9 protein-coding genes are annotated in these 14,040 nt (G+C 42.0%); 3 read left to right on the top strand and 6 right to left on the bottom strand.

Going from position 1 to position 14,040, the window contains the following annotated elements:
- Positions 1-144 precede the first annotated feature (144 nt).
- Complete coding sequence (locus tag ACW6NC_RS06320) at positions 145-1,017, top strand: DUF808 domain-containing protein (protein ID WP_457864472.1); 873 nt, start codon at positions 145-147, stop codon at positions 1,015-1,017.
- 60 nt (positions 1,018-1,077) lie between these two features.
- Here the strand turns inward: ACW6NC_RS06320 and ACW6NC_RS06325 are convergent, their stop codons facing one another.
- Entirely contained in the window at positions 1,078-2,862 is a 1,785-nt protein-coding gene (locus ACW6NC_RS06325) for a hypothetical protein (protein ID WP_457864474.1), read from the bottom strand.
- A gap of 155 nt (positions 2,863-3,017) precedes the next feature.
- On the opposite strand from ACW6NC_RS06325, the gene ACW6NC_RS06330 reads away from it, so the two are divergent.
- Positions 3,018-3,362, top strand: a complete 345-nt coding sequence (locus tag ACW6NC_RS06330; RefSeq protein WP_457864476.1) for a cupin domain-containing protein — start codon at positions 3,018-3,020, stop codon at positions 3,360-3,362.
- Positions 3,363-3,442: 80 nt separating this feature from the next.
- Here ACW6NC_RS06330 and ACW6NC_RS06335 read toward each other — a convergent pair whose 3' ends face one another.
- The gene (locus ACW6NC_RS06335; protein ID WP_457864478.1) at positions 3,443-4,585 is read right to left on the bottom strand and encodes a site-2 protease family protein; all 1,143 of its coding nucleotides are present in this window, start codon (positions 4,583-4,585) and stop codon (positions 3,443-3,445) included.
- Between the two features lie 124 nt (positions 4,586-4,709).
- Entirely contained in the window at positions 4,710-5,861 is a 1,152-nt protein-coding gene (locus ACW6NC_RS06340) for an amidohydrolase (RefSeq protein WP_457864480.1), read from the bottom strand.
- 96 nt (positions 5,862-5,957) lie between these two features.
- Between ACW6NC_RS06340 and ACW6NC_RS06345 the strand changes: the two genes are divergently transcribed.
- Complete coding sequence (locus ACW6NC_RS06345; protein ID WP_457864482.1) at positions 5,958-7,100, top strand: saccharopine dehydrogenase family protein; 1,143 nt, start codon at positions 5,958-5,960, stop codon at positions 7,098-7,100.
- A 43-nt stretch (positions 7,101-7,143) separates the two neighbouring features.
- Here ACW6NC_RS06345 and bglX read toward each other — a convergent pair whose 3' ends face one another.
- From bglX to ACW6NC_RS06360, 3 genes are all read right to left on the bottom strand, one after another.
- Positions 7,144-10,119 (bottom strand): beta-glucosidase BglX, encoded by a 2,976-nt coding sequence (bglX, locus tag ACW6NC_RS06350; protein WP_457864483.1) that lies wholly within the window; start codon positions 10,117-10,119, stop codon positions 7,144-7,146.
- A 148-nt stretch (positions 10,120-10,267) separates the two neighbouring features.
- The gene (locus tag ACW6NC_RS06355; protein ID WP_457864485.1) at positions 10,268-11,899 is read right to left on the bottom strand and encodes a family 16 glycosylhydrolase; all 1,632 of its coding nucleotides are present in this window, start codon (positions 11,897-11,899) and stop codon (positions 10,268-10,270) included.
- Between the two features lie 11 nt (positions 11,900-11,910).
- Positions 11,911-14,040, bottom strand: a complete 2,130-nt coding sequence (locus ACW6NC_RS06360; protein ID WP_457864487.1) for a hypothetical protein — start codon at positions 14,038-14,040, stop codon at positions 11,911-11,913.

Below are 14,040 nucleotides of genomic sequence, written 5' to 3' on the forward strand. Positions count from 1 at the left end.
TTTAGCTTCAAACCAATCCTATAAGCCCAGGTATATTAAAATAAAATGATCTCCTAAAAGTTTATTCATCGCTAATCATTCCGTAAAAAAGACTATTGATCTACAAGCTAAAAACTTATCTTGCCCTTTAAAAACCTAATTCTTATGGCCTCTGGATTATTTGCACTTCTGGATGATATTGCAACTTTAATGGATGATGTAGCGATGATGAGTAAAGTTGCCGGAAAAAAAACTGCAGGTCTCTTAGGGGATGACTTAGCTGTGAATGCTGAAAAAGCTTCCGGGTTTGTGTCTTCCCGGGAATTACCAGTGCTCTGGGCCATCACCAAGGGTTCCTTTCTCAATAAGTTAATTATCTTACCCCTTGCATTTTTACTGAGCGCTTTCTTTCCTGTCGCTATTAAAGTTATTTTAGTAATTGGTGGTTTGTACCTGGCATACGAAGGTGCTGAGAAGATATTTCATTATTTTAATCCTCCCCCTCGAACCGAAAAGCCAAAACTTGAAAAGCCCTCCAAAGAAGAAGTTCTTAGTAAGGAAAAAGAGAAAATTAAATCTGCAATTCTTACTGATTTCATACTTTCGGTAGAAATTGTGATCATAGCACTGAGTAGTGTTGAAGAGCAGGATCTGGTAACCAAAATTCTCGTGGTTACCATTATCGCCTTAATCGCTACTGTGGGAGTTTATGGAATTGTAGCTTTAATAGTAAGAATGGACGATTACGGACTCAAGCTAATCGAATTAAATGAAAAGGAAAAAAGTCTTTCCGATACGATTGGTCAATTCCTAGTTAATGCTTTGCCTAAGGTTATTAAAGGCCTTACCATAATTGGAACCATAGCTTTACTTTTAGTCTCAGGAGGCATCTTTGTACATAATATTGATTTTTTTCACGGACTTCTGGATAATTTCCCCGGGATCCTGGTAGAATTCCTATCCGGAATGGTGGTTGGGTTTATAGTCTTGCTGCTGATAAAAGGGGGTAGCAAAGCTTGGAAACACTTATCCGTATGATTTTCGAGCATACCACCCCCTAAGCTGGCCCAAAGCGTCAATCTCCTATTTCATTATCTGCTAAGAAAGTACTGACATTTCTTCTAACCTTTTTTCAGCGGAATCAAGGGAATTTTTAAATCCATTGGGGAAGGAGTACTGCTTAAGTAAGCCACGATAATATTCAATGCCTTCCTTAAGGCTTTTAGCAAAATTATTTTGATATCGAAGGTCTTTCTTATCAGGATTCTTTATCTCTTCCAATTCTTCCTGGAAATAATCCAGGTAAAGTTCAAGCTCTTTAATAAACATGTGTGGCCTGGCTTTATTACTTAGTAGATCTTTTCTTCCATATATATGATCGGTCATTTCCTGTAGGGAAGCAATCTTTGAGTAATTTGCGATATTTGGCCCCGGACAGATGGTCACTGCTTCGAGTTTCTTGAGAAAAGGCTCCTTATAGGTCACCGGCGCGGCATTGCTAAGGCCTATACAAAGACATTCTTTTGCAAGCACCTCATCCAGCTGTTTTTTAAATTCCTTCTCCGGCAGTCCGGCCTCCTCCAATTGTTTTATCTTAAGCTTTTGATATTTTGTGGACGCCGTACATATAGGTTGCTCAGTGAATTCGGTATTGGAAACAAGGTACTTTTCAGTACAGGGGCTTCCGGGTTTACCCTTTGCAATTCTCTCTATCTTCTCCTTTTCGCCACTAGTATCTTTAAGATAATTAAAACGAACTCCCAGGGGTGAATTTTTACTCAATACCACATCCTTTTCTTCTGCTTTGCTTAAAAGCTCAAGAGTATTTTCATCCACGGTTGTCGCTTCAGGACAAAGTAAAAAGGGAGTACCCCAACCGGTACTATCCACCTTGTATTTTTGTTGCAGAAATACTGCTTCTTCAGCCGTACCTATCCCACCTTGGACCGTTATTTTTATGGGATGTGGTTTTTCAAATCCGGCCTGTCCTTTAGCTTTGATCGCCGGATTATAAAGTTTAAAAAGCTCCTGGGCCAGTTCCGCTCTTTTTCCGCTGAATTCCTCCAGAATAGGCCCCAGTAATAAGCCCTGAGTGGCAAAGGCGTGCCCTCCGCAATTCAGTCCTGATTCTATCCTAAATTCACTCACCCAAATACCCTTTTTGGCAAGATATTTCCCCTGGATTAGTGCAGAACGGTAATCACTCACTTTGATTACAATTCGTTTACTGAAATTGCCCCAGGCCGTGGCATCGAATTCCCTGAAATCTTCTAGATAATTATAAAGCCTGGGGTTCATCCCAGCAGAAAATATTACAGCAGAATTATCAAGACTGCTTTTGGCATAAGCCTTCAAAGCCTCTAGGGCATCTGAACCGTTGGCGATAAGCTCACCGGATTGATCAAAATTGTTCTTATCTACTTTGGTCATTATATTCACCTCAATAGCACCGGCCTTAACCTCTGTACGTAGCAACTTTTCCAAAGACCTTTTCAACTCTGCATCACTTGTTTTAATAAATTCCCGGTATTTCTCCTTTAATCCACTGTTTTCCGGTAACATCTCAAAATACTTTACCAGATCAGATCCTGTCTCAAAAGCTGAGTTCCTTATTTTTTCCAGGCGTTTCTGAACATTGCGATTAACCAGGTTCAGGTAGTCGGTAATTCGCCGTGAACGATAATTAGCTTCCTTTGTTGTGATCGGCACATAGGTTTCCCCGGTATCCTGATAATAATATTTTCGCATTGTCTCGATAAGGTTATCCTCAATAATGGAAAGGGCCGAGCTTATACCAAAGGCGGCTACCTTTACAGGCGAATCAATAGTAAAAGCTATGCCCATAACCGGTATATGGAACTGATGCGGAGATAATGTATTCATAACACAGATAATTTTAAGCCGATAAAGGTGAAGATTCAACAGGCATTAAAATATGAGCAGAATCATATTTTAGAAATTTGTCTAAAAGCGGGTATTTATTCATTGCCAAACATTTTTAGTATCTTCAGCTATGAATAAATAAATCCCTTTGAATTATGAAAAGCGCTTCTCTTACCAAAAACCTCTCATACAATGATGAAAAACCAGTGGTTGAAATTCTTCTGGATACTAACTCCAGCAAGGAAATACGTATTGTGATGAAAAAAGGCCAGGTGATGAAGGAGCATAAGACCTCTTATCCGATCATGGTAGAAATCTTCGAAGGCAGCATTTCTTTCGGTGTCAACGGCAAAATTCTTAACCTTGAGAAAGGTGATCTGGTTTCGCTAGAGGCCAGTATTCCTCATGACCTCAAAGCAGAGGAAGACAGCACCATTCGGTTATCGCTATCAAAGGCAGATTCTATAGAAAGAGTAAAAAAGGTGGCGCAAGAAAGCTAAAAGGTCTCTAGCATAAATAGTTTATATTAAATCTTATATTTTGCCAGCCTAAGAAATAGATCAGGCATCATAAAAGGAATTCAGGAAAGCCTTTCGGGGACCTCATATTTTGCTTTGAGCTCTTCGATATCCAACTGTTTTCCCATCGCCTCTTTCACAAGGATAAATTCATAAATATTTTCCTTGTCAATTATTCCCAGGAGCTCTCCGTTTTGAACTACAGGTGCCACTGAAATACGTTGCGTCAAAATTTGTTGGTATACCTCCTGCAAAGGCATTTCTGGATCGAGAATTATAAAGTCAGTTTGCATGGCATCCCTCACGGAAGAGGAATTGCCTTTTTCCGATAATCCCTTTATCAGATCATTCCGGCTTAAAATGCCCAGTACTTTATGACCCTCGACGATCAGAAAATCGTGGGCCTGCCCGTCTAGAAGTAGTTTTACAGCCTTGTCCAGGGTATCCAAAGGACTAAGCTGAGCAAACTGCTTCATTAATATATCATTTACTTTGTATCCGGTCAGTGAGGTTTTTGTCATTTCCATTTCTGCCTCAGCCCCTGCCCCTAAATAGATGAAGATTCCTATAAACACCAGGAAAATATTGGCATATAGGCCAAGAAAAACAAATCCGATAGCCAAAAACTGTCCAATGCCTGCTGCGATTTTCGTAGCCTTCCCTCGTTCAAACTTAAAGAGCAACAAGGCTCGTAAAATTCTTCCGCCATCCATAGGAAAAGCCGGAATAAGATTGAATACTGCCAGAATCATATTAGCAAATAGCAGGTTATACCAAAATCCCACTCCCCTAAAGTTCATAAGGTCGAGCGCATCCGAAAAAACCGGAACAGCATTAAAAGCCCACAGTGCTAAAAAAATTAAAATACTTATAACCAGGTTCACCAGGGGACCTGCAATAGCTACTAAAAGTTCCTGCATAGGCTTCTCAGGAAATTTTTCTAGACGTGCCAGCCCGCCAATAGGCAAAAGGGTAATGCTTTTTGTATCTATATCGAACCTTTTGGCTGTTAGGGCGTGTCCAAATTCGTGAAGTGTAACACAGAGAAAAAGTGCAAGGATAAAGACTACTCCTAATAAACCCTGGACCATGTCCTGCTCCAGTCGGTAATGCAGAATAAATATCCATACCAGTAGAATCATAAAAGTCCAATGTACCGATACCTTTATCCCGGCTATTCGTCCGAGGTTTAAAGACCATTTCATTTCCATAATCTTAACCTTTATTTAGTTTCCATAGAAGAACGATAGTAAGCGCTCCTTAAATTTACTGAATTTTCACAGATTTTTAATCACCTTCCTGGGAAAGCTTTGGAAATAAAAGGGTTAACTAGACTTTTAAATGACTGCGATATATTTCATAAAAAATTGAAATCCCGGTTGCGATTAGTTCATCCGGAAAATCATAATCAGGGTTATGAAGAGCTGGTTGCCTTTGACCGCCCCCAAGACCAAAAAATGCCCCGTGGAAATGCTGAGTAAAAAGCCCAAAATCTTCTCCCCATTTAAAAGGTTGATCTAACTCCCTTACATTTAATCCTAACTTTTTCCCTGCCGATCTGATTGCCTCCACAGCTTCGGCTAAGTTATGGGTAGCCTTAAATTCCTGGGTATAATAATAATTAACCCTTAGTGAGTATGCTTTTTCAATGCGGCCCAAAAATTCCTTTATCTGGTCTTTTAACCCCTCCATATGGCCCTGGGTCCAGGTACGTAGCGTAAACCGTAATTCCGCTGCCCCGGCAGAAACACCATAAGCGATGCTTCCAAGTTCGAGGTGTACCAGAGTGATGAGTTTAAAATCTTTCTCCTCAGGTCGATTATTAGACCAAAGTTGAAATTGCATTAGGATTTCTGCCACAGCTTGCCCAGGATTGATGCCGTTTTCGGGTTCAGCGGCATGGGCAGTTTTCCCATTAAGTTTGATCACCAAACTGGTCACTGATGCAGTAAAAGCCCCGTTTTTTATCAGAACCTCCTTTAAAGGAAAACCCGGTAAGTTATGAAGCCCGATAATAAGATCAGGTTTAAGGTCTTGAAAAAACCTTTCCCTGAGAATAGCCGCTGCACCTTCTCCCGTCTCTTCTGATGGCTGGAACAACAAAACTACCTTTCCACTTTCAGGTGGGTGTTCCACCAGACAATGAGCGAGTCCCAATAGAATAGTGGTATGCCCGTCATGTCCGCATTTATGAGATACACCCTCCACAAGGGACCTATGGGGAAAATCATTAGACTCGCAAATGGGTAAAGCATCAAGTTCTGCTCTGAATATTATGGTTTTCCCCTCTTTTCCGCTATCGAAAACGCCCATAAGGCCCTGAGAGTTTACCCCATACTCGACCCGGATTGGTTTTAATTCCTGGAGATAGGCACCTACTTTTGCCGCAGTTAAATGTTCCTCTCCAGAGACTTCAGGCTGCATGTGTAGCAACCTCCGGAAAGAAATTAAACTTTCGAGGATTTCTGGTTTCAGGTTCATTTGTTCAATATACTACATTTGAGGTCGAAAATTCCAAGTCCAACATAATATGAAGACAAAAACGTCTTGAGTTCTAAATTTTCGTAACTTAAGAATATGAAACAACATTATCATATCATTATAGCCGGTGCCGGTGGAATTGCTGAATCCGCCGCCTTCCTTCTGGCAGAATGGAGCCGTGTCCCCCCCTCTATTTATATTGGAAACCGCACATTCCTTAAAGCTCAGGAAGTAGCTAAATGGGTAAGCGAGGGCACTTCGAAAAACTGTGAAATCAAAGCTTTCCATCTACCCGAGGATAAGGTAACCAAGGAAATGAAAGATTTATTTCAAAAAGCAGATATTATCCTGGATTGTTTACCAGGGAGTCTGGCCCCAAAAATGGCCAAGCTAGCAATTGACTATAAATTACATTACGTCAACCTCACTGAATATGTTGCTGAGACTGAGCAAATCATGAAAATGGCACGGAAAGCAGAATCAGGACTGGTACTTCAAAGTGGTTTAGCACCCGGATACATCAATATTCTGGCAATGGCACTTTACCGGGACTTTTGTAAAGAGTTCGATGTGGAAATAATTGATAAAATGGAATTTAAAGTTGGCGCCCTCACAAAGAATGCGGTATCTCCTCACTACTACGGCTTCACCTGGAGTCCTGTTGGGGTGGCTACCGAGTATTTGAATAAAGCCTTGGTCCTGCGCAATTACAAAAAGACCAGTCTGGCATCCTTATCGGAAACCAACCGAATTATCATTGATGGAATCACCTATGAAGAAGACCTGACCTCCGGAGGAGCAGCAGATCTCCCGGATGCCCTGGAAGGAAAGGTATGTCATCTCGATTATAAAACCTTAAGACATCCTGGACATTTCACTTGGGTAAAAGAACAAGTGAAAAAAACCGGAAGAGGACCGAAGGCTATAAATGAATTACAGGAAATAATGCAGGCGAATATCCCGAATATAGAGGATGACCAGATCATCCTCTATGCAGCCGTAGAAGGAAAAGATAAATCCGGCATTCTTCAAAGACGGGAGATTTCCAAATGCATATCACCACTCCAGGTAGGAAGATATAAATTCAGGGCAATTCAAACCTCTACTGCTGCTGGCCTGCTTCAATGTGCCCAGATCATCCTGGAATCGAATAAAAAAGGGGTTATGCTACAGAGTATGATTGATCCTGAAAAGTATTTAGACGGGGATTTCATCGTAGCGGTTTATGGAAAAAAATAAGCCGCTCCCAACGGAAGCGGCTAAAAAATCGGAAATATTCAGGTTATCGTTTGGAAACCTTCACATAATCGATAATGAATTCTGCAGGGAAGATAGAGTCATCTACCTCCGGGCCTCCAAAATTCCCTCCCACTGCAAGGTTTAATAGTAGGTAGAACGGATGATTATAAGGGTAGGTCTCTTCATTCTTTTCTTTGGGAGAAAAGGTATAGGTCTTTTCATCGTTGATAAAGAATTCGATGGCCTCTTCACTCCAGTCCATTCTAAAGACATGGAAATCTTCCGTTATTCCCGGAACTGGCGTACTTTTAATATTTTCGGTCTCACCATGGCTTGCCGGAGTATGCAAGGCATTATGAAGCGTATCTGGTTGTCTGCCTACAAACTCCATTATGTCGATCTCGCCGGAAGCAGGCCAGCCTACTTGGTCAATATTGTCACCCAACATCCAGATCGCCGGCCATAGCCCGTAGCCATCAGGTAGCTTAGCACGCACCTCAACACTACCGTACTTAAATTCAACTTTATCTTTGGTATTTATCTTACCTGAGAAATATTTATCGCCTTCTTTAACGGCTTTAATGATAAGTTTACCGTCTTGGACTTTTACAAACTCACGGTAATATCCCTGGCGTTCATTATTGCCCCATCCGCAAAGGTTGGGACAGCCATTGCCTTCTTCGTAATTCCAATATTCCATATTGAGTTCATCGCCCTCAAAATGGTCTTCAAAGATCACTTCGCTTTCCTTTAGGCTGAACCCTGCCTTTTGCAGGTCACGTGAATTTCCACCAATAAAGACTTCAAAATCCCCGGCTTCTGCTTCCCATCTTTTATTGGCATTATAGAATTTAAGCATTTCTTCATCTATGGTGAATTCAATACGTTTGCGCTCTCCCGGAGCCAGTGTGACCGCCTCAAAACCCTTAAGTTCTTTTACCGGACGGGTAGTACTGGCTACGAGATCTCGGATATAGAGTTGCACGATTTCCTTTCCTTCCCTATCACCGGTATTAGTTAAAACTACACTAGCCTGAATACTACTACCTGCTTCCATTTCTTCAGAAGAAAGGCTAAGCGCTCCATATTCAAAATCGGTGTAACTAAGACCATACCCAAAAGGATAAAGGGCGTCCTTCTTCTCATCTGTATATGCAGAATAAGTCACGTGCTTATCATTTGAAGGTCGTCCGGTATTCTTCTGATTATAATATAAAGGTTCCTGACCCACAGCCCTTGGGAAGGAAACAGGAAGCTTACCTGAAGGGTTATACTTTCCAAAAAGCACATCAGCGATTGCGTTTCCACTCTCAGTTCCGAGTTGCCAGGCTACGGTAATAGCCGGAATATTTTCGGAAGCCCAGCTGATTTCCAATGGCCTTCCATTGATAAGGACTAATACAATATTCTGATTCACCTTATAGATCTCTTCCAGCAATTCCTGCTGAAGTCCTGCAAGGCCTATATTCACCTGACTCCTGCCTTCACCCGCCTGAAATGCGTCTTCTCCAAGAGCCATCACAACTAGGTCGGCTTCAGCAGCAGTGTTTATAGCCTCTTCAAAACCTGATCTGTCGGTTTTATTGATTTTTAAAGGCATTAAGAAATTTCTTTCTCCAATCCCATGATCAGCGCCTTTAGCATAGCTGATATTGACATCATCCCCGGCAGCATTTTTGAGTCCTTCTAAAACCGATATAGCCGAATTAGCTTCTCCCTGCGCTCTCCAGTTTCCTATTGGAGAATCTTTATCATCGGCCAGTGGTCCGATAACGGCAATATTTTTTACGGAAGGTTTAAGCGGAAGGAATTCCTTTTCATTTTTTAGAAGCACAATAGATTTTCGTGCAATATCCCGGGCAACTTCCCTATGCTCCTGATAAGGAATCTCCTTCTGAAGATCGGCATTAGAATAGCGATAAGGATCATCGAAAAGTCCCATTTTGAATTTAACTCTCAGCACCCTTCTCACCGCATCATCTATATTCCTGATGCTGATTTCCCCTTCCTTTACCAGTTCTTCAAGGCTTGATTCATAAGCGCCACCTTCCATATCCATATCACTCCCGGCATTAAGGGCTATTTGGGCTGCCTGCTTTTTATCTTTTGCCAAACCGTGTGCTATCATTTCTGGAATAGACCCCCAGTCTGAAACCACAAATCCATCCCAGTCCCATTCTCCTTTAAGGATATCCCTTTGTAAAACTTTATGTCCAGTTGCCGGGGTACCGTCAATATCATTAAAAGCGTTCATTACCGTCGCAACTCCCGCTTTGGCGGCAGCCTCAAAAGGAGGCAAAAGGGTATTATGAAGTTCATTTTCACCGATATGCACCGTATTATAATCACGTCCTCCTTCGGCCAATCCGTATCCCACAAAATGTTTTGCGGTAGCGGCAATGGTCTTTTCATCAGCCAGATCATTACCCTGGTAACCTTTCACTTTAGCAACGGCTACTTGTGCAGTGAGATAGGGATCTTCTCCTGATCCTTCCATAATTCTACCCCAACGGGCATCACGAGAAATGTCTATCATTGGAGAGAAAGTCCAGTTTACCCCTTCAGCAACTGATTCCAATGCGGCTATCCTGGCTGATTCTTCCATTGCTTCCAGATCCCAGCTGGCCGTTTCCCCTAGGGGTACCGGAAACATAGTCTTGTAGCCATGAATTACATCATAACCAAACATCATTGGAATCTTTAGCCGGGAGTTTTCCATAACCAGCTTTTGTGCTTCGGCCGTAGCCTCTGCTGAAAGGACATTCAGCATAGCACCAACACGACCATTTTTGATATTATCTTCTTTTTCTTTGTTGTTCATTTCAGAAGCTGGGCCAGTGAGGTCCCAACTGCCGTTGTATTGTACCAGCTGCCCTATTTTCTCCTCAAGAGTCATTAAGGATAATACGGAATCTACTTTGGTCTCCACATTGTTGACAGAGCTTGGTATTTCTGAATTTTGTCCTGTAAGCATAAGGCTTCCGAAAAGGAAAAGGACCATCAGGTTAATATTTTTCATCTTAAATTATTTTATAGGTTAGCCCTTCTGATCAATTTCCTGCCTGGAATTCATCAGTTATATTCTTCTATGAACCTGGACGAACCCCCAGCTTACGAGGGTGTCCAGGTCTCTTTGACTACCAGAACTTCTGGCTAATTCTCAAGGTTTATTGAAATACTCTGATGTAATCCACTTCCATTGAAGATTCTCCGAAATCAGGATCAATATCTCCTCCAAAGGTTCCACCCATCGCTACATTCAGGATAAGAAAGAAGTCTTTATTGAAAGGGGAATCAGGAGTATTCTCATAAGTGTGATAAACCTTCCCGTCTACCAGGAATACGATACGCTCAGGAGACCACTCCATGCTGTAGACATGGAAGTCATCGCTTACGCCATCAACCATTATGGTATTCCCATCGGCATTCCCTCCAGACCTTCCTTCGTAGTGAAGGGTGCCGTGGATTAGGTTCTGCTCGTTTCCAGCATGTTCCATAATATCTATTTCACCGGTTTGCGGCCATCCCACTTCATCAAAGTCGGACCCAAGCATCCAGATCGCCGGCCAAGTGCCCTCACCCTGAGGTAGTTTAGCACGGGCTTCTACTCTTCCATAGGTGAACTCGAAATTGTCCTGAGTGGTAACTCTTGAAGAAGTATAATCAAAACCTTCTCTGCCTTCAGCTTTAGCGGTGATTACAAGATTCCCTCCACTAACTACCGCGTTGTCTTGGGTGTAGTATTGAGACTCTTGGTTACCCCAGCCATCGTTGTTACCGGTTTCGAAGTTCCAAACTGCAGGATCTAGATCCCCGTCGGTATCAAAATTGGCTTCCCAAAGCAATTCTGAATAGGCTGATTCAAATTCCTCCTCAGCTGAATCGGAAGTAAGAATGAACCACCAGTCGAAATCACCATTACCATCTGTAGCTCTGAGGATTAACTCATCAGTACCAGAACGATCGAATATTTCATATCGGTGATCGCCACCAATGTAATAGCCAATAAAACCTAATCCGGTAAGATTAATCGTTTCCTTACCTCCAGGAGCGGAAATAAACCAGTTTTCTGTATAATCATCATAAGGGATATTAAGAACATCATCACCCTGAACCTCACAATCACAGCTTACTCCTAATTGGTCAACAAGGCCTGCTCTTCCAAAGACATCTCCTGAAGGGTTAACATCTTGATCATCATTAGTGTTATTGGTTATATGAACAAAGGTACCATCTTCCTCAAAGATATATCTATCATCATACATTCCTACACCAGACTTTTCATTGGGACCTGCACCATACCATTCTGTAGGGGTATTCCCTCCTACTGGACCAAGGCCAAAGTGACCGGCAGCTTCAGCTTTAATTCGCCATTCTTTTGCCCCATCTCCAACTAATTTCTCAATTAAATCTGCAGGTGGTTCATAAGTTACCAGGACCTCAACCTCTACCGTTGTAGAGCTGGCAGTTCCACCAGGACCGTAGGCTATTATGTTAACGGTATATTTTTTGGTGCCAGTTTCAGAAAATTGGTGCTTATATACCCCACTTGCTGTAGTTATCGTGGTTCCATTTTCAAAGACGAATTTATAAGTCATGGCCCCCTGTGCAGTTGCAGTAAAGGTTACTTCACCGCTACCGTCTCCTTCGAGCATATCGTCTGATTGACCCGCGATATCTGTTTCGACTTGCAGCTCGGTGGGAGCGCTTATTTCGCCGATATCGTAATCGTCATTGGAGCATGCACTGGTAAATACCAGCAGAAGTGCTACAAGACCTGTTTGAATTATATTTTTCATTTTTATTAATTTTATTTCGTAAGTAGAATATCGTCAAAGTAGAAGCTTGAACCTTCTCCGGAAGTACCAAAGTCGTAGAATATTACCACCCTGTCATAATTCGCACCGGGATTAAAGGCATCAAAACTGGTAAGATCAAAGCTCATCTCTTCCCATTGGTTAGCGGTAGTCGTATTCTGAAATACCTCAACCACTACTGAAGGATTACCATCCGCATTAGGTTCTGACTGAGAATCTTCAAATTTGAATAGCACAGGTGCACCCTCTTTAGGTGACCAGGTTTTCATTTTTATGGTAGTTCCGCTTGTGAAATTAACCACTTGATCAAGATCCATCGAGATCCCGGCCCAGGTTTCTGCACCATCAGTTTTGATTAGCTCACTTACTTTAGCACTACTATTAATTCCTGATGGGTCAGGGTTTGGTATAACATTACCTGAAGCACCTCCAAAACCACCCCAGGAATAGGAAAGATTTTCGGATTCAAAGAATAGTGGAAGTGCTACGGAAGTAGGCTCCACATTAGAAACAAGTTGAATATCATCAAAATAGAAAGAAGATCCGTCTCCTGGATTTCCAAAATCATAGAATACGATCAGCCTGTCATAGTTATTACTTACACTGAAATCATTAAACTCGGTAAGATCAAAACTCATCTCTTCCCATTGGTTAGAAGTCGTGGTAAGCTTTTCGACTTCAGCTACCACCGAAGGATTACCCTGATCATTAGGTGCAGACTGGGAATCTTCCAGCTTGAAAAGAATTGGGGTTCCTGCTTTGGGAGACCAAACTTTCATTTTTACAGTAGTCCCATTAGAGAAATCAATGGTTTGATCCAGGTTAAGAGAGATTCCGGCCCAGGTTTCAGCGCCATCACCTTTAGTTAGTTCAGTAACTTTAGCGCTGTTATTTGCACCAGTGACATCCGGATTATCGATTACGGCACCACCGGCGCCTCCAAAACCGCCCCATTCATAGGTCAGGTTTTCTGATTCAAAGTCTAGTGGCAGGCTCAGCAATTCCAGTTTTGTGGTCTTGATATTATCAAAATAATAGGTTTCTCCAGTTCCAGGAACACCAAAATTAAAGAACAATGCCACCTTCTTGTAATCTACCGATGGGTCGATGGAATTCAAATCAAAGATTAGGGTTTCCCATGCCCCACTTAAGGTAGTGGTTGCAAATGCCTCAACATTAATATCGGCATTATCCAGATCTTCAATTTTAAACAAGACCTCAGCTCCTGCCATAGGTGACCATACATCTACGCTTACATAGCGTCCGGAGGAGAAATCAATAGGTTCATCTAAAACGATGGATGTACCGGCCCAGGTTTCGGAACCTTCCGGTTTGGTATAGGAAGCAACTTTATCACTAGTATTGGTAGTGGAAACTTTATCACTGGTATCGGCTCCAGATGGATCTGGGTTATCGATTACCGGTACACCGGCTCCTTCTCCTCCACCAAAATTAGAAAAAGAATAAGCTAAGGTTTCTGATTCGAAATCGATAGGTAGGAATAAAGGATCGGTAATGGAAACCACTTGGGTTTTTTCTAATGTTGCAGCGCCGCCACTTAAGGCCACTACCCGAACATTATAATCACCAATAGCATCGTAAGTATGAGTAACAGATTCACCGATCATCAATGGCGTAGGCTCTTCATCCTGTTCATCACCGAAATAAATATTGAACATCCCGGCATACTCAGCTTCTGCTGAGACGCTTATCGTATAGTTATCGTCCTCTGCTTCTGTAATTGAAAAAACAAGATCTTCAGGTTGACGGAAAGAAACAATAAGGGCTTGTTTACCCCCTGCCGAAACTCCATTTAAATTGGTTCCGGTGATCCCCACTTCAAACTGACCTTCCGGGTAAACATGATCCACGCTTTCTCCAGGTCGGATTTCTGAAGCAACATCACTTCCATCGCCAAAATCTACACTAAACATATTAGCGCTTTCGCCCTTTGGCATAATAGTCACAAGACCAGAATTATCCTGGGTGATCTGAAAGGTAGCTCCCAATTCAGCTGGATCTTCAATCTGATTTAGGTCTACCATGGAATCGTCATCACTCTCACAACTTACAAAAGGCATTGTAAGTAGTAAGGCAAAAATTATTTTATAGTATTTTTTCAT

It is taken from the genome of Salegentibacter profundi (genome assembly GCF_054121475.1).